The organism is Phaeobacter sp. NW0010-22 (assembly GCF_040365955.1).
Lineage (GTDB): Bacteria > Pseudomonadota > Alphaproteobacteria > Rhodobacterales > Rhodobacteraceae > OMPR01.
Genome location: NZ_BAABWT010000014.1, coordinates 1 through 20,631 on the forward strand (window position 1 = coordinate 1; position 20,631 = coordinate 20,631).

The 20,631-nt window shown below is 56.2% G+C and carries 18 protein-coding genes; 8 read left to right on the forward strand and 10 right to left on the reverse strand.

Features of this window, described 5'->3' with window-relative positions; all coding sequences use genetic code 11:
* The first annotated feature begins 291 nt into the window (after nt 1–291).
* On the forward strand, nt 292–2,124 hold the full coding sequence (gene ilvD, locus ABWV33_RS21895) for a dihydroxy-acid dehydratase (protein WP_353333809.1): 1,833 nt from the start codon (nt 292–294) through the stop codon (nt 2,122–2,124).
* 195 nt (nt 2,125–2,319) lie between these two features.
* Here ilvD and ABWV33_RS21900 read toward each other — a convergent pair whose 3' ends face one another.
* The 8 genes from ABWV33_RS21900 to hpaE all read right to left on the reverse strand — a co-directional run bounded on the left by ABWV33_RS21900 (nt 2,320) and on the right by hpaE (nt 10,932).
* On the reverse strand, nt 2,320–3,417 hold the full coding sequence (locus ABWV33_RS21900; protein ID WP_353333811.1) for an alkaline phosphatase D family protein: 1,098 nt from the start codon (nt 3,415–3,417) through the stop codon (nt 2,320–2,322).
* Between the two features lie 124 nt (nt 3,418–3,541).
* Nucleotides 3,542–4,318: a 4-hydroxy-2-oxoheptanedioate aldolase gene (gene hpaI, locus ABWV33_RS21905; RefSeq protein ID WP_353333813.1), complete on the reverse strand. Its 777-nt coding sequence runs from the start codon at nt 4,316–4,318 to the stop codon at nt 3,542–3,544.
* A 7-nt stretch (nt 4,319–4,325) separates the two neighbouring features.
* The gene (gene hpaH, locus ABWV33_RS21910) at nt 4,326–5,126 is read right to left on the reverse strand and encodes a 2-oxo-hept-4-ene-1,7-dioate hydratase (RefSeq protein ID WP_353333815.1); all 801 of its coding nucleotides are present in this window, start codon (nt 5,124–5,126) and stop codon (nt 4,326–4,328) included.
* Complete coding sequence (locus tag ABWV33_RS21915) at nt 5,123–5,977, reverse strand: fumarylacetoacetate hydrolase family protein (RefSeq protein ID WP_353333817.1); 855 nt, start codon at nt 5,975–5,977, stop codon at nt 5,123–5,125. The genes hpaH and ABWV33_RS21915 overlap by 4 nt, the downstream gene beginning before the upstream one ends.
* A gap of 3 nt (nt 5,978–5,980) precedes the next feature.
* Complete coding sequence (locus ABWV33_RS21920) at nt 5,981–7,453, reverse strand: NAD-dependent succinate-semialdehyde dehydrogenase (protein WP_353333819.1); 1,473 nt, start codon at nt 7,451–7,453, stop codon at nt 5,981–5,983.
* A 13-nt stretch (nt 7,454–7,466) separates the two neighbouring features.
* The gene (gene hpaD / locus ABWV33_RS21925; RefSeq protein WP_113823172.1) at nt 7,467–8,450 is read right to left on the reverse strand and encodes a 3,4-dihydroxyphenylacetate 2,3-dioxygenase; all 984 of its coding nucleotides are present in this window, start codon (nt 8,448–8,450) and stop codon (nt 7,467–7,469) included.
* A 10-nt stretch (nt 8,451–8,460) separates the two neighbouring features.
* Complete coding sequence (gene hpaD / locus ABWV33_RS21930; protein WP_353333821.1) at nt 8,461–9,315, reverse strand: 3,4-dihydroxyphenylacetate 2,3-dioxygenase; 855 nt, start codon at nt 9,313–9,315, stop codon at nt 8,461–8,463.
* Between the two features lie 105 nt (nt 9,316–9,420).
* Nucleotides 9,421–10,932, reverse strand: coding sequence for a 5-carboxymethyl-2-hydroxymuconate semialdehyde dehydrogenase (gene hpaE, locus ABWV33_RS21935; protein WP_353333823.1), 1,512 nt, complete (start codon nt 10,930–10,932; stop codon nt 9,421–9,423).
* 116 nt (nt 10,933–11,048) lie between these two features.
* Between hpaE and hpaR the strand changes: the two genes are divergently transcribed.
* Nucleotides 11,049–11,501 (forward strand): homoprotocatechuate degradation operon regulator HpaR, encoded by a 453-nt coding sequence (hpaR, locus tag ABWV33_RS21940; protein WP_113823175.1) that lies wholly within the window; start codon nt 11,049–11,051, stop codon nt 11,499–11,501.
* A 35-nt stretch (nt 11,502–11,536) separates the two neighbouring features.
* Here hpaR and ABWV33_RS21945 read toward each other — a convergent pair whose 3' ends face one another.
* On the reverse strand, nt 11,537–12,889 hold the full coding sequence (locus tag ABWV33_RS21945) for an aminotransferase class III-fold pyridoxal phosphate-dependent enzyme (protein ID WP_121997894.1): 1,353 nt from the start codon (nt 12,887–12,889) through the stop codon (nt 11,537–11,539).
* A gap of 27 nt (nt 12,890–12,916) precedes the next feature.
* Complete coding sequence (locus ABWV33_RS21950) at nt 12,917–13,702, reverse strand: IclR family transcriptional regulator (RefSeq protein WP_353333826.1); 786 nt, start codon at nt 13,700–13,702, stop codon at nt 12,917–12,919.
* Nucleotides 13,703–13,808: 106 nt separating this feature from the next.
* Between ABWV33_RS21950 and ABWV33_RS21955 the strand changes: the two genes are divergently transcribed.
* The 6 genes from ABWV33_RS21955 to ABWV33_RS21980 all read left to right on the forward strand — a co-directional run bounded on the left by ABWV33_RS21955 (nt 13,809) and on the right by ABWV33_RS21980 (nt 20,618).
* On the forward strand, nt 13,809–14,741 hold the full coding sequence (locus tag ABWV33_RS21955; RefSeq protein ID WP_258547060.1) for a tripartite tricarboxylate transporter substrate-binding protein: 933 nt from the start codon (nt 13,809–13,811) through the stop codon (nt 14,739–14,741).
* Between the two features lie 68 nt (nt 14,742–14,809).
* Nucleotides 14,810–15,349 carry a tripartite tricarboxylate transporter TctB family protein gene (locus ABWV33_RS21960; protein ID WP_353333828.1) on the forward strand — a complete coding sequence of 180 codons (540 nt, stop codon included), beginning with the start codon at nt 14,810–14,812 and terminating at the stop codon, nt 15,347–15,349.
* A 7-nt stretch (nt 15,350–15,356) separates the two neighbouring features.
* A complete protein-coding gene (locus tag ABWV33_RS21965) occupies nt 15,357–16,877 on the forward strand; it encodes a tripartite tricarboxylate transporter permease (protein ID WP_353333830.1) in 1,521 nt (506 codons plus the stop codon).
* A gap of 9 nt (nt 16,878–16,886) precedes the next feature.
* Nucleotides 16,887–18,371: an aldehyde dehydrogenase gene (locus tag ABWV33_RS21970; RefSeq protein WP_353333832.1), complete on the forward strand. Its 1,485-nt coding sequence runs from the start codon at nt 16,887–16,889 to the stop codon at nt 18,369–18,371.
* A gap of 16 nt (nt 18,372–18,387) precedes the next feature.
* The gene (locus ABWV33_RS21975) at nt 18,388–19,683 is read left to right on the forward strand and encodes an aspartate aminotransferase family protein (RefSeq protein ID WP_353333834.1); all 1,296 of its coding nucleotides are present in this window, start codon (nt 18,388–18,390) and stop codon (nt 19,681–19,683) included.
* Nucleotides 19,680–20,618 carry a phosphotransferase enzyme family protein gene (locus tag ABWV33_RS21980; protein WP_353333836.1) on the forward strand — a complete coding sequence of 313 codons (939 nt, stop codon included), beginning with the start codon at nt 19,680–19,682 and terminating at the stop codon, nt 20,616–20,618. Before ABWV33_RS21975 ends, ABWV33_RS21980 begins: the two co-directional genes overlap by 4 nt.
* Nucleotides 20,619–20,631 lie beyond the last annotated feature (13 nt).

Below are 20,631 nucleotides of genomic sequence, written 5' to 3' on the forward strand. Positions count from 1 at the left end.
GACCCGATGAGCCGCCCACCTGAACACTCTAGAGGGCCTCCGAGTCAGCACCCTGCGATTCATTTCAAATCTGCTGCCCTTGCAAAAAAACGACCGCGAATTCGTGGTGATTTCCACGACCTCACAGCACGAACTATATATAGAGTATCGTCGCATCGCCGTTTCGCATGGCATTTCCGAACCGAACAAAAAGGCGTTTTCCGCAATCAGGGCCTTTCCTGTATGGCCCTGTGGCCGTTTGGTTGATAGATAGAGCCCGCAAAACGATAGTTTCAAACAGACTGGTGACATATGCCCTCTTACAGATCGAGAACTTCGACCCACGGTCGCAACATGGCAGGTGCGCGCGGACTGTGGCGCGCAACCGGCATGACCGACAGTGATTTTGGCAAGCCAATCATCGCCATCGCCAATTCGTTCACCCAATTTGTTCCTGGCCACGTCCACCTCAAGGACATGGGTCAGCTTGTTGCACGCGAAGTCGAAGCGGCCGGTGGCGTAGCAAAAGAATTCAACACCATCGCGGTCGATGACGGCATTGCGATGGGTCACGACGGGATGCTCTATTCGCTGCCCTCTCGCGAAATCATCGCGGACTCGGTTGAATACATGGTCAACGCGCACTGTGCAGATGCCATCGTCTGTATATCCAACTGTGACAAGATCACCCCCGGAATGCTAATGGCCGCGATGCGCCTGAACATTCCGGTGATTTTTGTCTCTGGTGGCCCGATGGAAGCCGGTAAGATCAACCTTGATGATCTGGTCGTGAAAAAGGTCGATTTGGTGGACGCCATGGTCGCGGCAGCCGATGACAAGCTGACCGACGAGCAGGTTCAACACATCGAAGAGAACGCCTGCCCGACCTGCGGGTCGTGTTCTGGCATGTTCACCGCCAACTCGATGAACTGTCTCGCCGAAGCTCTCGGTCTGGCCTTGCCCGGCAACGGGTCAACGCTGGCGACGCATTCGGATCGTAAGAACCTGTTCCTTGAAGCGGGTCGCAAAATCGTCGACATCACCAAGCGTCATTACGTGGAAGAGGAAAAGGGTCTGCTGCCCCGCGAAATCGCCTCTTTCGCAGCGTTTGAAAATGCGATGAGCCTGGATATTGCTATGGGCGGGTCGACCAACACCGTTCTGCACCTGCTGGCCATCGCCTACGAGGGCAAGGTCGATTTCACCATGGCAGACATGGACCGGCTCAGCCGCAAGGTCCCGTGCCTGTGCAAAGTCGCGCCCAACACCGAAAACGTGCACATGGAAGACATCCACCGTGCGGGCGGGATTTTCTCAATCCTTGGGGAATTGTCGCGCGCAGGTTTGTTGCACAACGACGTGCCTACCGTGCACTCTGCATCGATGGGCGAGGCCATTGCCAAATGGGACATCAAGGTCGCCAACAACCCCGAAGCCGAAGAGTTGTTCAAGGCCGCCCCCGGTGGCGTGCGCACGATCGAAGCATTCAGCCAGTCGAACCGGTTCAAAGAGCTGGATACTGACCGCGAAGGCGGCGTGATCCGGTCCAAAGAACATGCGTTCAGCCAAGACGGTGGCCTTGCGGTTCTGTTCGGCAACATCGCGCTAGACGGCTGTATTGTGAAAACCGCCGGTGTGGATGCCAGCATCCTGAAATTCACCGGCACCGCGCATGTCTGCGAAAGCCAGGACGCGGCAGTCAACGACATCCTCACCAACAAGGTGAAAGAGGGTGACGTAGTGGTGATCCGCTATGAGGGTCCACGGGGTGGTCCCGGCATGCAGGAAATGCTCTACCCGACCTCGTACCTGAAATCCAAAGGTCTGGGCAAAGCCTGTGCCCTGCTGACCGATGGTCGTTTTTCGGGCGGTACCTCCGGCCTGTCGATTGGGCACGTTTCACCCGAAGCGGCCGAAGGTGGCATGATTGGACTGGTTGAACAGGGCGACAAGATCGAGATCGACATACCCAACCGGACAATCAATCTGGCAGTGGCCGACGATGTGCTTGACGCGCGCCGTACGGCACAAGAGGCCAAAGGTTGGCACCCCGCAGCGCCACGCAAACGCAAGGTGACCACCGCGCTCAAGGCTTATGCCGCGCTGACCACCAGCGCCGCCAAAGGTGCCGTTCGCGAGCTGTAAATCTGTTCTGAAAATACAGAAAACCCCTGCGTGAGGCATCACGTGGGGGTTTCTTTTTGTCTTTACTAAAAATCAGATGACTTGGGCTCTCACCTCAAAAGCGGTCCCAATAACAGGAAGGCAGGCTTCGAAGAGAATTGCCTTAGAGGTCTACAGTGAGTCCAGAGCAATGACTTGGCAAGACACGAGACAAATTTACCCAAGGCGCAACTCAGAAGTTTGAATGACATGTTCAAACTGTTGGCGACCAGCAGCATCGTAGCAGGTTAGTGTCACGACTGGCCCTATTGGATCACTCCACGAAATCGACACTTCTCCAAAATTGAAACCTGTAAATGGACCTTGGATACGTTTTGTATTGTTGAGTTCAGCATACGCGGGCTCCGAATGCGTCATTCCGCTCGATGTAAAATCCGTCAAAACATAAGGACCTTCATCTGTTCGCGAGATTTCCGAATAATGCACGTTCCCGGACAGCAGGATGACCCCATTCGCATTGGTTGCTTCGATCAAATTAAACAACCTTTGGCGTTCAAGAGGAAAGTTCCCCCATTCTTCCATGGCTTTCTGGTCGGCAACGATCTGAGTGCTGGAACAGATAAATCGGATCTCCGCCGGCTTAGACAGCTCCCCTTCCAGCCAATCCCATTGCTCTTGCCCCAGCAGGGTCGCGTCGGGATCAGTCGATGGCAGGTACTGACCGCGAATGTTGAGTGCGGCTTTCATCTCTTTGTCGCGCTCATCTATCAAATAGGGCGATTTGAAAGTGCGCGTATCAAGCAAGATGATCTGGACACGTTGTCCCTCTTGCCCAAATACTTTCGCGTCGTAGATGCCGGTCCTTTTTCGTCGAGCCGAGGCCGCGGGCTCGCCGAAGAAGTCTAGGAAAACCTCTTTAGAAACATCCTTAAGATCAAACTCTGCACCGCCGTCATGTTTGCCATAGTCGTGGTTGTCCCACGTCGCGAGGATCGGAGTCCTTTCGCGGAACGCCGCAAATTCCGGAATTGCGGCGAGCCTTTCCCAATCAGCGATCAGGCTTTTCCGCGTTGGTGAAAAGACTTCTTCACCATGCCAATCGCCATAGATCGCGTCTCCGAGGAACAGAAAAACATCTGGATCACGTCGACCAATAGAGCTCCAAATCGGTTGTGGCTCCCACTGTTTTGCACACGAGCCAAAGGTAATCCGAGAAATTGGGGTTGTAGTGTCTGCATTTACCCTAGGGGCAAATGCCGGCTGGAAAAAACCCGCAGCCAGTGTTGTTGCTAGAAAACCGCGTCGAGTGCTCATGAAGTCAGGTTCCAATTTTTGGGTATAGCCGCTTTGCCCACGCAGCCGTCCTTAACCCAAACCAAGCAAAAACTTGATTTGGGTCCGGCATTCACGGCGCAATATTGCCAGTTCGCTAAAACCCTCAGACAATCAAAGCTTTACTGTCTGCGGCCAACTTGCGACCTGCATTTGCCAACAAAGTAACATCAATACCCGTCGCTACAAACGTCGCGCCCAGATCCAAATAGCGTTTCGCCGCGTTCAGATCGGTGATCAGAATACCCGCTGCGCGCCCCGCATTGGTGATACGGGTCACTGCATCCTCGATAGTCGCAACCACGTCCGCGTGATTGGCGTTGCCCAGATGACCCATGCTCGCCGCCAGATCCGCAGGACCGATGAACACACCATCGACGTTATCAACGGCTAGAATATCATCCAAATTATCCATCGCTTCGACGCTTTCGACCTGCACCAGCAGACAAATCTCGTCATTGGCAGAGTGCAGATAGTCCGCGATCTCACCAAATTTCGACGCCCGTGCCAGCGATGATCCAACGCCGCGGACGCCCTCGGGCGGATAGCGGCAGGCACGCACCATTTCAGCGGCCTGTTCCGCGGTGTCGATCATCGGGATCAACACGGTCTGCGCCCCAGCATCCAACACCTGCTTCACCATCCAGGTTTCGCCAATTGGCAAACGCACCACCGGGTGACTGTCAGATGGGGAAACCACCTGCAACTGATCACGCAGACTGCGCAAATCGTTGGGGGCATGTTCACCGTCGATCACCAGCCAATCGAACCCGCAGGTCGACATCACTTCCGCCGCATAAGCATCGGCCAGACCGACCCAGCATCCGATCTGGGCGTGACCCTCTTTCAAGGCCTGTTTAAACGTATTCTTGGGGGCGGGCATAGCGACCTCACTCAAAGCTGCAGGCGACCGAACCAAAGGGTCCGAAATCGGCGTGAATATCAGTGCCCGACGGGCATTCGACCGGGCGGATAAAGGAACCAGACAGGATCACCTGCCCCGCCTCAATCGCTTGACCATAAGCCGACATGCGTCGCGCAAGCCAGACCACACTTTCAACCGGGTCATTCAACACACCCGCGCCAAGACCGGTTTCTTCGACCTCGCCATTGCGCGTGGTGATCGCTCCTATCCAACGCAGATCAAAGGCATCAATGCCGTGTCGCTGTTGTCCCAGCACAATCCCCGCATTGGCGGCATTGTCGCTGATGGTGTCATAGATCACCCGCGCCTGTCCTGTTGCGGGATCCGCGCGCAGAATACGGGTGTCAAGGATCTCGATACTGGGCGCGACATAATCCGTGGCAGCGATCACATCCCCCCGCGTGACCCCAGCCCCGCCCACGGCAGATTTCATGACAAAAGCGATTTCGGCCTCGATCCGGGGCTGGATGAACCGCCCCTTTGGTACAACCTCGCCATCATCAAACATCATGTCATCAAACAGAATGCCACTGTCGGGGATATCGATCCCTAGCGCGTATTGCATCGCTTTGGATGTCAGGCCGATCTTCCAACCAATCACCTTGCGCCCTTCGGCTAACTTTTGGGCGTAAATCGCGTTTTGCACGGCATAAGCATCATCCATCGTAATCTCTGGATGACGCAGGCTGAGCAATCCGATCTGCTGGCCTGTGCGTTCCGCCATCAACAGATCAGCGGCGGCCTTGGCGTGATCTTCTGGGGTCATACTTGTTCATCCTCTACCGTATTGCGCAGGGTTCCGATGCCGTTGACCTCAACCTCTACCACATCGCCGGGTTTCAGATATTTCGGCGGATCAAACCGCGCACCTGCACCTGTTGGGGTGCCCGTCACGATGATATCGCCCGGCTGCAACGCCATAAATGTCGAGATATATTCGATTTCGCGCCGGATCGGGAACATCATCCGGTTCAGGGTGTCATCTTGGCGTACTTCACCATTCACCCGCGTCAGGATCCGCGCCTCGTCCAACTGTGACGCATCGGTGAACGGCACCAACCACGGGCCAATCGCGCCCGAGCTGTCCCAATTCTTGCCCTGAGTTACGTTGAATTTAGCGTGTCGGACCCAATCACGAATGGTGCCTTCGTTACACAGGGTCAGCGCCGCGATGTGGTCATAGGCATCATCTTGGCTAATCCGACGTCCACCCTTACCGATCACGATGGCAACCTCACCTTCATAATCCAGCGTGTGGTTTTCTGGCGGACGAATTAGCGGACGGTCATGTCCAGTAAAGCCAGAAGCAAAGCGGGGAAACAACGACATGTATTTCGGCAGCTCACTGCCATCTTTATATTCGGCATTCCGATCGGGAAAATTCACCCCAACACACAAGATGCGCCGCGCGTCTGGCATCACCATGTCATAGGTGAAATCCGTATGCGTCACCGATTTCCCCTCTGCCGCCGCGACCAGTTGGTCAAACCCGCCTGCGGCAATCGCCTGATACAGGGTCACCCACTGCGGAAAATCAGGCGACAAGGCAACAGCGCCCGCATCAGTTATTGCGCCATAAAACTGCGTTCCATCTGCCGTATAGGTTGCGATCTTCATTGTTCAGGCTCCTTCAGCCGGGGTGAGACCACCCATGCACAGATATTTAAGTTCCAAATAGTCGTCCAACCCGTGGGCCGACCCTTCACGCCCTAGTCCCGAGGATTTGACCCCGCCAAACGGGGCTTCGGCTGTAGAAATCAAACCCGTGTTGATCCCCACCATGCCATATTCCAACGCCTCAGACACCCGCCAGACACGGGCCAGATCACGGGAATAGAAATAAGAGGCCAGGCCAAAGTCGGTATCGTTAGCCGCCTCGATTACCTCGGCCTCAGTCTCAAATTCAAACAAGGGCGCGATGGGGCCGAATGTTTCTTCGGTCGCGACGGCCATGTCAGCAGTGACACCAGTCAGGATAGTGGGTTCAAAGAACGTGCCGCCCAATTCATGCGCCTTGCCGCCCAATGTGACGGTGGCCCCTTTGGCCTTGGCGTCGCTGACATGTTCAGCCACCTTATCAACTGCGGCCTGATCAATCAGCGGACCAAAGACGATGCCCTGATCAAACCCGTTGCCGGTTGGCAGGTCTGCCACCTTGGCGCGCAGCTTTTCGGCAAAGGCGTCATAGACCCCGGCCTGCACGTAAATCCGGTTGGCACAGACGCAGGTCTGGCCGTTATTGCGAAACTTGGCGATCACTGCGCCCTCGACTGCTGCGTCCAGGTCGGCGTCGTCAAACACGATGAACGGCGCGTTGCCGCCCAGCTCAAGACCCAGTTTCTTGATCGTCGGCGCACATTGCGCATAGAGCATCGCACCCACTTCGGTCGATCCAGTGAATGTCAATTTGCGCACCGTTTTGCTGCTGGTCATGACCCCGCCAATGGCGCTGGCTGATCCGGTCACAACCGAAAACAACCCATCCGGAATGCCCGCCCGTTCTGCCAGAACTGCCAGCGCAATGGCCGAGAACGGCGTTTGCGATGCAGGTTTCAGCACCATCGCGCAACCAGCCGCCAAAGCCGGGCCTGCCTTGCGGGTGATCATCGCATTGGGAAAGTTCCACGGCGTAATCGCAGCGACAACCCCGATCGGTTGCTTCACAGTCAAGATACGTTTGTCGGGCGCATGACCAGGGGTGATGTCGCCGTATGCCCGACGCGCTTCTTCAGCGAACCATTCAATGAACGACGCGCCATAGGCGATTTCTCCTTTTGCCTCGGCTAGGGGTTTGCCCTGCTCCGCCGTCAAGATTGCGCCCAGATCGTCCTGATGTTCCATCATCAGCTCGTACCACCGACGCAAGATCTGGCTGCGCTCTTTGGCGGTGCGCGCCGCCCATGCGTGACGCGCCGTTTCAGCCGCCTTAATCGCCTCGTTGGTTTCAGCCGCGCCAAGGTTTGGCACATAGCCAATCAACTCGCCCGTTGCAGGATTAGTCACTGCCAACCCGGTCTCCGTATCCGCATCGATCCAACGTGACCCAACGCGGGCGGCCTGTCGCAACAGGCCGCTGTCCTTCAATGCAATCATGTCAGTCTCCGGATCAAGGCGCGATGATCGGGGTGGCGTTCAACGCGGGCTCTTTGACCTCGGCCCCGACAAATTCGGTGCCATGCTCAAACCAGCTGCGCGGTGCAGGTGCACCCCAAAGGGTCTGACGCTGCGGGTCTTTAAGATCCCATTTCAACGGCTCGTGATCTGGATCAACGGTCTGATAGTCCGAGCTATAGATTTCGATCCGGTGTCCATCGGGATCCAGAATATAGAGGAAGAACGCATTCGAAATCCCGTGCCGGCCGGGGCCGCGTTCGATGTTTTCAACGTACCCCGTGGTCGCCATCACATCCAGCAGGTCGATAATGTGCAACGGATTGGCGACCCAGAATGCAAGGTGATGCATCCGTGGACCTTTGCCATTGGTGAACGCCATATCATGCACACCGCCCTTGCGGTGCATCCACGCCGCCCAGAGCTTTCCGCTCTCTTCGTCCTCGGTGTATTCGGTCACGCGGAAGCCAAAGTCGTTATAGAATGCGACGCTTTCATCCACGTTGTTCGAAAAACAATTAAAGTGGTCAATCCGCAGCGGACGCACACCATGATAGCGCGCGTATTCCTGATGGATCGGGGCAAGGCGATCCATCTTGTGATAGAATTCAAGCGGGATGCCCATGTTGTCAGAGGTCAGCAATGTGCGACCCTGATAGGGGCGTTCGACCCACGACGTTGGCCGACCTTTCGACTTAAAATAGACTTCGGCCTTATCCAGATCGGCCTCGTCATAGGTTTTGAACCCCATCACCTCGACCGTGCCGGGTTGATCCGATTTTTGCAGGATCACCGAATGGTGGCCCCGCTCCTCGAGCGCTCTGAGATAGACATGGCTATCGGACGTGTCCGTGACTTGAAGACCAAACATATCGGTATAAAAGGTACGTGACGCCGCCAGATCACTGACATTCAGGCAAACATGGCTCAGACGGATTGTGTTGAAATCCGGGTACAGATTTGGAGCGGGAACAGGCATTCAGGATCTCCTATTGGACGGGAAAGATAACATTGGTTTGGCCGGTGCCAGAGCTGGGGAAATAGTCGGTCACAACTTCGCATTTCGCGTCGTATCTGTCCCACCCCAGCGCACCGTAAAGCATAGCGGTGTCGTGCATGGACCCTTCGCCACAGCAATACGTGGCGTATTCGCCCAGCATCTTGAGAAAGGTCGCGTGATCGCCGTTCTTCCACATTTCGAGCACATGCAGATCCATCTGGCGGTTGAATTCCGAGCTGATGGTAAAGGTGCCGTTGTTGGCAGCATAATCCTTGTTCGCCCAGATTTTGTGGGACAACGACCCCGAGGCAACCAGCAGCACTTTTTCACCACTGGCTTCAATCGCCTCGCGAATGGCTTCGCCCACGATGCGGCTTTCGTCATGGCCGTGCACAGTGGCCCAAGCCGCGACGGAGACAACTTTGAAATCCGCCTCGCGGCTCATAAACCGCATCGGAACAAGTGTGCCGTATTCCAATTCCAGACTGTCGACCTGATGACTGAGTGTATAAGCGCCTTTATCGGTCGCGATCTTGGCAATGGCATCGCCCAGTTCTGAGTTGCCGCGATATTCATACGGCAGATCCTTGATGAACTGGGGAAACTCGTTCGAGGTGAACAATCCCTTGAAGTGGCTGTTGGAATTGATGTGGAACCCGGCATTGATCACCCAATGGGTGTCACAGATCACCACTGTGGTCGCGCCCAACTCTTTGGCGCGGCGCGCGATTTCACGATGACCATCAATGGCCGCCTGACGTTTGCCTTTGATCGGGCCGTCTTGTTCAGACATCAACATCGTTGGCACGTGGGTGCATTTGGCGGCGAGAACGATTTCTCCCATAGTCTCCTCCTGGAGGTTGGATGTGGGCGCGTTTCCGTTAAGTCGAAAATGGAGGTGAGGGCGTGGCCCCTCACAGGCTCCTATGTCTTGTCACCAAGAGTGGGATCAGGCCCCCAATTTGGGGATCTTGTGATCTCCAAGGGCAAACCCGATGTGCTTTTGCTCCATATAGAATTCAAACGACCAATCGCCGCCATCGCGACCAATGCCGCTGGCTTTGACACCGCCAAACGGCGCAGGCAAATGGCGGACGTTTTCCGAATTCACCCAGATCATCCCAGCCTCTAGCTGGTTGGTGAACCGCAAGGCGCGGGTCAGATCGTTGGTCCAGACATAGCCCGACAGGCCGTATTCCGTGCCATTTGCGATCTCCAATGCCTCTTCCTCGGTCGAGAACCGGATCGAGGTCAAATAGGGGCCAAAGATTTCCTCTTGGGCGATGCGCATGTCTGGCGTCGCGTGGGTCACAAAGGTTGGTTTGACGAAATACCCAACATCCCCCAAACGCTCACCACCGGCTGCGATGGTCGCGCCATCCTGCTTTGCTACGTCGAAATATTCGACAACCTTGTCGTAATGTTCCTTGTGGATCAGCGGACCGATTTCTGTCGCAGGATCCAACGGGTGCCCCACCTTGATATTATTGACGCGCGCGGTCAGCTTGGCCTCGAACTCATCCGCAATGGTGTCTTGGACCAACAGGCGCGAGGACGAAGTGCAGCGTTCGCCGTTCAGCGAATAAATCATAAAGATAGCGGCATCCAAGGCGCGATCCAGATCCGCGTCATCAAAGACAACAACCGGATTCTTGCCGCCCAGCTCGAAATGCACCCGCTTGAGCGTATCCGCACCCTGTTTCATGATCATGCTGCCGGTGCGGCTTTCGCCAACAAAGGCAATGGCCTTGATATCCGGGTGTTCCGTCAGACGACGGCCTGCGTCCTCACCAAATCCATTCACGAGGTTCCAAACCCCATCCGGCAAACCGGCTTCATGCGCGATTTCAGCCAGAATACGAGCCGTCAGCGGGCTGAATTCAGCGGGCTTGTGAACCACTGTGCATCCCGCCGCCAGCGCCGGCGCGATTTTCCAGGTGCTCAGCATGAACGGCGTGTTCCACGGCGTGATCACCCCGACCGGACCCAAAGGCACCCGTGTTGTGACATTCATCAGCGTTGGCGATTGCAGCTGCTGGCCGTCCCGCGCACTGGAGACTTTGTCAGCGAAAAAGCGAAAATTCTGCGCGCCCCGCAAGGCCGCCTTGGACATAAAGCGATAGGCCTGCCCGGTGTCCCAGCATTCTGCGACAGCAATTTCATCTGCACGGGCTTCAATACCTTCGGCAATCTTGATCAGTACCTTTTTGCGATCCGCCGCAGAAGTATCGCGCCACGCAGGAAATGCGGCTTTGGCGGCCGCAGCGGCGGCGTCGATGTCGGCCTCGTTCCCACGCGCCACCGAACAGATCAGGCTGTCATCCACCGGCGAGCACGTTTCGAACGTTGCACCAGAACTAGACGGCAGGCTAACGCCCCCGATCAGGTTTTCGATACCAGTTGCGCGATACCGCTCCAGAACTGTTTCGAGCTGGGACAGATGTGTGGTCAGGTCAGACATGGCTTTCTCCGCTGGGACAGCTTCGGGTCAATCAATATAGTTGCGATGTTAAGTATATTGAACCTCATGTCAACGGTTGTGTTGTTAATCATCTCAAAATCGCCGAGAATGCGGGTATGACAGTAGAAAATCCCCCTCTTCAGCGAACCCGCGAAACCTCGCGTGCGCTTCCGATTGCGCTTTTGCGGGCGCGTGAAACCGTGATGTCTCCGATTCGGGACATGCTGCATGACCTCAATCTGACGGAACAAAAATGGCGGATCCTGCGCACATTAGAGGAATGCGGACGGGTTGAACAAAGCACCATCGCCAAAGAGGCGTGTTTGCTACTGCCCAGCCTGACCCGTATTTTGCGCACGATGGAGGCAGACGGCCAAATCGCCCGTGCCGCAGATTTGACAGACAAACGGCGCACGCTGGTTGAGATCACTGAAACCGGGCGCGCAATCTTGCGCGACAACATCCATGTATCAAACGGGATTTATCAGTCGATCCAATCCCAGATGGGTCAGGAAAAGCTCGATACACTTCTGGACCTGCTGCAAGAGCTACAACAGGTCCGCGTTTAAAACGGGCGCGCCAACTTTCCAGCGCGCCCTTTATCTTACAAGGCGCGCAGTCCGGTATCCAACGCGGATAGGATCTTGGTCACATCGTCAGCTGTGATGACCAATGGGGGCGACAGGATCACGTTGTTGCCTGACACGCGCACCATCACACCGTCCTCGTATGCTGCTTTTTGCAACGTCACAGGAACGGCTTTGCCAACCGGGGCTTTGGTGTCGCGATCCGAAACCAGTTCCAGCGCGCACATCAGACCCTCGCCGCCGCGCACATCACCAACAACGTCGTATTTTTCCTTCAATGCCTTGATGCCTGCAAACAGTTCCGCGCCGCGTACAGCTGCATTTTCGTGCACCTTCAGGCGCCGAATTTCGCTCAGCGCTGCCAATGCAGCCGCCGCACCTACAGGGTGGCCGGAATAGGTATAACCCTGATCAATCGACGCAATACCGGTGGTGTCGCCCTCAAACACTTCGGCCACGTGACCTGCGATCATCGCCGCGCCAAACGGGAAGTAACCGTTGGTAATCGCCTTGGCAGTGGTCATGATATCTGGCTGGACGCCCCAATGACGCGCGCCGCTTTCGGTGCCTGTCCGACCAAAGGCGGTGATGACTTCGTCAGAAATCAACAGAATGCCATTCTTTTTGCAGACCTCAGCAACCATCGGCATAAAGCTTGCGTGCGGTGGGATCACACCCCCCGCACCCAGAACCGGCTCCATGATAAAGGCGGCAATGGTATTTGCGCCCTGGAATGCAATCTCGGCCTCTAATGCACGCACACAAAGCTGCGCCAGACGCGCCGGATCAGTTTCATCAAACGGATTGCGATAGGTGTACGGTGACGGAATGTGGAAACAGCCCGGCAACATCGGCTCGTACGTATTGCGGAATTTGGCATTCCCATTGACTGATGCCCCGCCAAAATGTGTGCCATGATATCCCTGCTTCAGGCTCAGAAACTTGGTGCGGCCCGCATCGCCACGTACCCGGTGATACTGACGTGCCATTTTCAACGCGATTTCAACGGAATCCGAACCGCCCGACGTAAAGAACGCCCGTGTCAGCCCATCGGGGGCAAAGAAATCGGCCAGCTCATAAGACAGCTCGATCGCCTTATCGTTGCTGGTGCCGCGAAAGGTCGAATAATACGGCAGCGCCGACAGCTGATCTGCGATGGCCTGTTTCACCGGCTCACAGGAATACCCCAGATTGACGTTCCACAATCCACCAACAGCGTCCAAGGCCTTGTGACCGTCGACGTCAATGATCGAAACGCCTTCGCCACCGGTCAAGATCGTCGGAGGATTGTCCTGACTGTCTTTGGGATGCGCCATGGGATGCCAGAAATGGCGCGCATTGTTCTCTTTCAGAAAGTTCGAGTCTTTCACGTTAATCCTCCAAGATCAGATTAGCAGTCATGTTTGGATGTACTGGCGAAAAGAGGCAGGAAAACTGCCGCCCCAAGCCCGGGAGATGTTTGCCGAAGCATTCAGCAAAATGGCGTAGATTCTTTGGCGCAGCTCTTCGTTCATGCGCGACGACGGCGTTGCGATGGCAATGGATCCGATGGCCAGCCCTTTGGCGTCGAACAAGGGGGCGGCAATTCCATGTACTTCGATCTCAAAGCCATCCGGGCTTTCGGCCAGACCCGTGGTGCGGACGCGCTCCAAAACCGGCTCTAACTTTGCCGGATCGACAATTGTGGATGACGTGAACTGTTCCAGCCTTTCTGTCTGCACCCACTCTCGCAGGGCCGGGGATCCAAAGGCCGTTACTGCCAAACCAGATGCCGTAGCATGAAGCGGCAGACGCACAGCGGCATCGATCACCACACGAGTGCTGTGAGCGCTGGAATCCTCGACCGCAATTGTGTTCAGGTGAAACCCATCCAGCAGCGCCAGATGGCAGCACTCGCCAGATTGCTCGACACAGTCTTTCATAAAAGGGCGGGCAACCGTACGAGTCGGAAAGGATGACTCGCGCAAATGCGCCAAACGCAAAACGGCACTGCCCAGACGGTACTGCTTGGTATCCGAATCTTGCTCAACCAATCCGTACTCGACCAGCTCTGTGAGCAACCTTAAGGCAGTGGCTTTGTTGTAACCGGTCAAACGAGTCATCTGCGAGAGCCCAATTTCAGGTCCCGTGAGCGAGAAAAAATCTAGCATTCGCAGCGCTTTGGTCGTCGTGCCCATATCCATGGCCTTTCCGTTACATGTAATCCTTGACAGAAATTGTTTAACATAGCAATCTAAAACATGTATATCATGGTTCATTATTTGAACCGATGCAACAGGGAGGATCACCGTGTCCAAGATTACCAAGCTGGCACTTGCTTTTACTTTGGCCGCAACTGCGGCTGTCGCTGAATACCCAGAAAAACCCGTTTCCTTTGTCGTACCGTGGCCTCCGGGTGACCTAGAGGATGTTCTAACGCGCATGATTGCGGACGAGTTTCAGGCAACCTATGGCGTGCCTGCTGCTGTCGTGAACAAACCCGGCGGCGGCGGTGGCCCCTTCCCCGGCGCAGTCGAAGTCGCCAATGCCCCAGCAGATGGATACACAGTCGGCTCATTTGTGATCGGCGTTCCTATCACCGGCCCCAAAATTGGCATTCCTGAACTGTCGCCAAACCCGTTTGATCCCATCGGGATCTTCCTGACCTATCCGTTTGTCATTGCCGCGAGCAAATCAGCCCCCTACCAAAACTGGGCTGAACTGGCAGCCCACGGCAAGGACAATGATATCGCGCTGGGTCACTTTGGTGCGCCCCTGCCACCCACCCGTGTGACCATGGCCGCCGCTATCGCATCTGGCTTTGATTTCGCATCCGAAGCCGCGTTTGACGCCTTGGACTGCAACACGCTGGCTTCCGGTGATGTTGACGTCATCAACACCACCTTGCAGTTGATCTTGCCCTGCCTGGACGACGTTAATGTTCTGGCTTCGATCGGAGGCGAGCGTATTTCGCTGGTGCCGGACACTCCAACCGTGACCGAACTGGTACCTGAACTGCCGCTGTTCCTGTGGAACGGCCTGTTTGTGCACAAGGACACTCCGGCAGACGTGCGCGAAAAGATCGCGGTTGTCGCCGAAAAAGTTGTGACCTCGGACAAGGCGCAGCAGTTGGCCAAAGAAACCGGCGCGCTGATCTACTGGCAGGACGCCGCCGCCTCAGAAGCGCAGATTTCCGGCGATGAAGCCTCTGTTGCGAAAATTGGCGAGATCCTCGGCGACTAAAAAAACTCACGACTGCGCAGGTCAATAGGGTCTGCGCAGTTTACCGAGGCTGACAGGGAGAGCCCCACATGAGGACGATCAAAACGCTACAGGATCTGTTCAGGCGATACCGGCGACCTGGCGATATCGTCTTTGCGTTGTTGTTTCTGGCGCTCGCCATATTTCTGCTGACCCAACTGGGTGAACAAACCAAAATGGTGAAACGCACCAAATGGTACGCCCAGCCCAGCCTGTGGCCCACGGTTGCTGTCTACGGCATGGTCTTTTTTGGCGCCCTGCATTACATAAGCTCGCTTTTGTCGCCGCGCATTCCCGGTCGCTGGCGCGAGGTTCTGTTTTGGCTCAAATCGCTGGAATTCGTTGCCTATTTCCTGATCTATGTTTTTACCGTTCCGCTGCTTGGCTACCTACCCTCTTCGGTCCTGTTTGCACTGTTTCTCTGCGCCCGTGTTGGATTCCGCAGCCCCCAGATGTTTCTGGCCGCAGCAGTCTTTGGCGTCAGTCTGGCGGTAATCTTTCGCGCGTTTCTGCAGGTCAAAATCCCCTCTGGCCAGATTTACGAGCTGCTCCCCGATACCATCCGCGCCTTTGCGCTGACTTACCTGTGAGGCTCTGATGGACGTCTTTGTTTCCGGCTTGGGCATTCTGGCCCAATGGCAAGTTCTTGTGGCCCTGTTGATCGGGTCTATTGGTGGCGTGATTATCGGTGCCCTGCCCGGTGTTGGCGCAGCTGTGGCAATTGCAATCCTGCTACCTGCCACCTTTTCATTCGAACCCATCGTTGGGTTGACCTTGCTCTTAGGGATCTATGGCTCGTCAATGTATGGCGGCGCGATCCCAGCGATCCTGATCAACACACCCGGCACAGCGGTCAACGCGCTGACCACCTACGACGGCTACCCGATGACCAAACGCGGTCAGGCCCATCGCGCCCTTTCGCTGGCCTATTCCGCGTCCTTCTTTGGGGGCGTGTTTTCAATCCTCTGCCTGATTATCCTCTCGCCTTTGTTAGCTATGGTTGCACCTCATTTTGGCAGCCGCGAGATTTTCCTCGCCGCCTTTATGGGTATCTTGCTGGTGGTGTTGGCGCATCGTGGTCAAACATTCGCCGCCGCTATGCTCGCCTGTCTCGGGATCTTCCTGAACACCGTTGGTCTGGAGCCCGTCAAATACACCCGCCGCTTTACCTTTGATCAAAGCTGGCTCACCTCGGGCGTTGATCTGATCGTTGTGGTTCTCGGGCTGTTTGCAATTAGCCAAGCGCTGCTCTTGCTGGTTGACAAAGACACCGCCCCGCCAAAGGCCCACGTCGATGGCAACCTGACGACCGGGCTTAAAGAACTGCTGGGCCTGAAACGTATCGCCACCGTATCCTCATCAATCGGTGTTCTGATGGGCATGATCCCGGGCGTGGGCGAATTCACCTCACAATTCCTGTCCTACACCTATGCGCAAAAGTCATCGAAAACACCGGAACAATTCGGCAAAGGATCGCCCGAAGGGTTGGTTGCCTCCGAGGCGGCGAACAACGCCGTCCCCGGCGCAGCGATGATCCCGCTGCTGGCACTCGGCATCCCGGGCGAGGCATTGACCGCGATGATGCTCTCGGTGTTTTACGTCCATAACGTGATCCCCGGTCCGCAACTGTTTGCCAATCAGATGGATTTCGTGATGGCGCTCTATATGGCGCTGATCCTGCTCAACGTGATCGTGTTGGTATTCCTACTCTTCTCGACCAACCTGCTGTTGAAAATCATCCAGATCCCAACCCGGTTTCTGGGGCTGATGATCCTGATGTTGTCCTTTGTTGGGGTCTATTCCCTGCGCAATTCGGCCACGGATTGCATGCTAGCCGCTGGGTTTGGCGTCTTTGGTCTGATCCTGAAACGCCTGAACCTGCCCGTTGTGCCAATCATTCTGGGCATGGTCTTGGGCGGCATCATGGAGGTCAAACTGCGCAGCGCCATGGCCCGCGTCAAATCTCCGATGGATTTTGTTGATCGACCTATTGCCGCCATTCTAGCGCTGATGATCCTGCTGATCATCGTCATGCACATCCGCACCCTGATCAACGAACACAAGAACCGCATCCGTCCCGAGCCGACCGGCGACGATTCCACAACCCAACAAGGCTGAGACTGACCCATGGATCAAACTTCGATCGACGCGCTGCGCGCTCTTCCTGTATCGCCGCGCGGTCACTTCATCGACGGCCAGAGCGTCCCCGCAATCGAAGGCGGAATGCGTGACGTTATTTCCCCCATAGACGGGCAGGTTCTGACGCAGATAGCCGAAGGATCCCCCGCGGATATGGAGCGCGCCATCACCTCGGCCCGCGCCGCATTCGAGGATGGGCGCTGGTCCCGCATGGCACCTGCCGCACGCAAAAAAGTGCTGCTTAAACTGGCCGACTTAATCGAAGCACAGGCGCTGGAACTGGCGGTTCTGGGCGTGCGCGACAATGGCACCGAAATCAACATGGCGATCAAGGCGGAATCCATGTCCGCCGCCGCCACCTTCCGCTATTACGGCGAGGCGATTGATAAAGTGTACGGCCAAATCGCGCCGACAGCTGAAAACGTGTTGGGCCTTGTGCACCACGCGCCAGTCGGTGTTGTTGGCGCGATTGTGCCATGGAATTTCCCCCTGATGATCGGGTCGTGGAAAATCGCACCCGCACTGGCTGCTGGCAATTCCATTGTGCTGAAACCAGCCGAAAGCGCGTCGCTCAGCCTGCTGCGCATAGCCGAACTTGCCTCAGAGGCTGGCGTGCCCGATGGCGTATTCAACGTGGTGACTGGCAAAGGTAGCGTTGTGGGGGAAACCCTCGCGCTCAGCATGGATGTGGACATCATGGTCTTTACCGGATCCGGCGCGACGGGGCGGCGGTTGTTGGAATATTCCGCGCGCTCGAACCTGAAACGTTGTTATCTGGAACTGGGCGGTAAATCCCCCAACATCATCTTTAACGATGCCCCGGATCTGGCCCATGCAGCGCAAGTTTCCGCAGGTGGCATTTTCCGCAATTCCGGTCAGGTTTGCGTCGCCGGATCGCGCCTGTTGGTGCAAGAGGACATCCACGATGATTTTGTTGCTGAAATTTGCAAACACGCCGAAGCCTTTCGCGTTGGCAATCCGCTGGATCTGAACAGCCAAATCGGCGCAGTGCATTCGCTGGACGAATTGGAGGCAAACCTCGATTTCGTCACCAAAGCCGGGGCCGAAGGTGCCAGTCGCCTTTCAGGAGGCAATCGCATCCTGTCTGAGACCGGCGGATACTACATGCAGCCCACGGTGATGGGCGGCGTCAAACCCACCGACACATTGGCCCAGCAAGAAGTGTTTGGACCAGTGTTGGCCGTGACTCCATTCAAAGACGAAGCCGAGGCGATCCAAATCGCCAACTCCACTGTTTACGGCCTGTCCGCTGGTGTCTGGACCTCGAACCTTGGCCGGGCGCACCGCATGGTGGCAGGCATCCGGTCGGGCATCATCCACGTGAACACCTATGGCGGGTCGGATCTGACCGTTCCGTTAGGCGGGGTTGGGCAATCCGGCAATGGCCATGATAAATCCCTGCATGCAATGGACAAATATTTCGATCTGAAAACAGCTTGGATCCAACTCTGACAAATTCGGAGACCTCATGACCCTATCTGAAAACACCGTGCACCTGATGGAGCGCCGGGCCCGTCTGTTAGGCCCGAATGTCTCGACCTTTTATGAAGATCCCGTGCATATCGTACGCGGCGAAGGCGTCTGGCTTTGGGACGCCCAGGGGCGCAAATATCTGGATTGCTATAACAACGTACCGCACGTGGGCCACTGCAACCCGCGCGTGGTTGAGGCAATCCGCGAACAGGCCAGCACGCTGAACACGCACACACGATATCTGCATGAAGGTATTCTAGATTACATAGAACGCCTGACCGCCACGATGGATGACAGCCTGTCCACTGCGATCCTGACCTGCACCGGATCCGAAGCCAACGACATCGCCCTACGTATGGCCGAAGGCATGACCGGCAAACGCGGCATCATCGCCACTGATGCCACTTATCACGGCAATACGGCATTGGTCAGCCAACTGTCGCGCAGCAACGTGCCCGAAGTTGGGTTTGGTCTGGATCAGTTCTTTCGATTTGCCCCCGCGCCCGACAGCTATCGCAATCCGGACGAAACAGGCACATTGTTTGCCGATGCCGTGGCCGAACAGATCGACGCGCTGAACAAAACCGAACACGGCTTTGCCGCGCTCGTGGTCTGTCCGTTCTTCCTGAACGAAGGCTTTCCAAACCTACCCGATAGGTGGTTGAAACCAGTCGCAGACGTGGTGCGCAAAGCCGGCGGTCTTTTGATTTGTGACGAGGTGCAATCTGGCTTTGGTCGCATTGGCACCCACTTCTGGGCCCACCGAAAGATGGGTGTGGTGCCCGACATCATGGTCCTCGGGAAACCCATGGCCAACGGTCACCCGGTCGGCGCAGTCGTCACCAACGCAGATACAATGGCCGCATTTCGTACGAAATTCAGGTATTTTAATACGTTTGGGGGCAATCCGGTGTCCTGTGCAGCGGCAATGGCGGTCTTGGACGAATTGCAGGATCACAATCTGATGGCCCACGCTAAAGACGTCGGCGATCATGCCCGCGCCCGCCTGAACAAGCTGCAAGGCAAATACGATTTCATCGGTGATGTACGCGGATCAGGCATGGTATTTGGCGCGGAACTGGTTTTGGATCGTGACAGCAAAACCCCCGCCAGCGACTTCACCGATCGCGTCATCAACGAAATGCGCCAGCGCGGCATTATCCATTCCAAGTTGGGACGCCACAAAAACACCCTCAAGATCCGTCCGCCCATGCCGTTTACCAAAGACAACGCCGATATGTTGTTTGATGTTTTGGACGATGTGCTGGCCAATACGCCTTTGACGTCATGAGCGATATTGCCAAACAAGCACTGGCGTTCTGGGGCTTGCAGGACGCCCCTCTTCGACTGATCGCCGCGCGTGAAAATCAGGTATTTAGGGTCGTTTATGGCAACGCAGCCTATGCGCTGCGCCTGCATCGCCCCGGTTACCGCACTGACGCTGAGCTGCGATCTGAGCTGCAATGGATGGGTGCCGTGGATGCGGGGGGGTTGCACGTGCCCACCCCTATTGCAGGGCTGTCTGGGGATTACCTGCACCGGGTTGATGGGGTTCAAATTGATCTGCTCAGCTGGTTGTCCGGTGCGCCCATCGGGGAAACGGGTGCTGCGTTAGATCACGCTGACCCGCCTGCCCTGTTTCAGGCCTTGGGTCGCGAAATGGCGCGTCTGCATACAGTTTCAGATGCGTGGACCTTGCCGCCCGGCTTCACCCGCTGTGCTTGGGACCAAGCCGCGCTGTTGGGGAATGATCCGATCTGGGGCCGGTTCTGGGAAAACCCGTCTCTAACACAGAGCCAAGTGGAGCTATTGCAAGTCGTCCGCGCCAAGGCCTCCGCTCGACTCGCCACGACCTCAAGCACACTGGATTACGGATTGATCCACGCCGATCTGGTGCGGGAAAACGTGATGCAGGACGGGGGCCGCCTGCAGCTGATTGATTTCGACGATAGCGGTTTTGGGTATCGCCTGTTCGACATCGCAACGACTTTGCTCAAGAACCTCAGCGAACCGGGTTATGACGAACTAAAAACTGCGCTGCTGGACGGTTATCGCAGTGTGCGTCCCATCAACACCACCGATCTGGACCTGTTTTTGTTGCTGCGCGCGCTGACCTATGTCGGCTGGATCGTCCCCCGTATGAATGAGGACGGATCAGATATCCGCAACCGCCGCTTTATCGAAACCGCCACCCGTTTGGCGCAAAACTATTTAACCACGCCCTGAGCGTGCCCGAGGG

Coding starts and splice junctions, on each gene's coding strand:
- ABWV33_RS21900 (WP_353333811.1), bottom strand. CDS start 3,417: ATGAGCACTCGACGCGGTTTTCTAGCAACAACACTGGCTGCGGGTTTT.
- ABWV33_RS21965 (WP_353333830.1), top strand. CDS start 15,357: ATGGACGTCTTTGTTTCCGGCTTGGGCATTCTGGCCCAATGGCAAGTT.
- hpaD (WP_113823172.1), bottom strand. CDS start 8,450: ATGCCTGTTCCCGCTCCAAATCTGTACCCGGATTTCAACACAATCCGT.
- hpaH (WP_353333815.1), bottom strand. CDS start 5,126: ATGACCCCAGAAGATCACGCCAAGGCCGCCGCTGATCTGTTGATGGCG.
- ABWV33_RS21950 (WP_353333826.1), bottom strand. CDS start 13,702: ATGGATATGGGCACGACGACCAAAGCGCTGCGAATGCTAGATTTTTTC.
- hpaI (WP_353333813.1), bottom strand. CDS start 4,318: ATGCCCGCCCCCAAGAATACGTTTAAACAGGCCTTGAAAGAGGGTCAC.
- hpaD (WP_353333821.1), bottom strand. CDS start 9,315: ATGGGAGAAATCGTTCTCGCCGCCAAATGCACCCACGTGCCAACGATG.
- ABWV33_RS21980 (WP_353333836.1), top strand. CDS start 19,680: ATGAGCGATATTGCCAAACAAGCACTGGCGTTCTGGGGCTTGCAGGAC.
- ABWV33_RS21960 (WP_353333828.1), top strand. CDS start 14,810: ATGAGGACGATCAAAACGCTACAGGATCTGTTCAGGCGATACCGGCGA.
- hpaR (WP_113823175.1), top strand. CDS start 11,049: ATGACAGTAGAAAATCCCCCTCTTCAGCGAACCCGCGAAACCTCGCGT.
- ABWV33_RS21915 (WP_353333817.1), bottom strand. CDS start 5,977: ATGAAGATCGCAACCTATACGGCAGATGGAACGCAGTTTTATGGCGCA.
- ABWV33_RS21920 (WP_353333819.1), bottom strand. CDS start 7,453: ATGATTGCATTGAAGGACAGCGGCCTGTTGCGACAGGCCGCCCGCGTT.
- ABWV33_RS21975 (WP_353333834.1), top strand. CDS start 18,388: ATGACCCTATCTGAAAACACCGTGCACCTGATGGAGCGCCGGGCCCGT.
- hpaE (WP_353333823.1), bottom strand. CDS start 10,932: ATGTCTGACCTGACCACACATCTGTCCCAGCTCGAAACAGTTCTGGAG.
- ilvD (WP_353333809.1), top strand. CDS start 292: ATGCCCTCTTACAGATCGAGAACTTCGACCCACGGTCGCAACATGGCA.
- ABWV33_RS21970 (WP_353333832.1), top strand. CDS start 16,887: ATGGATCAAACTTCGATCGACGCGCTGCGCGCTCTTCCTGTATCGCCG.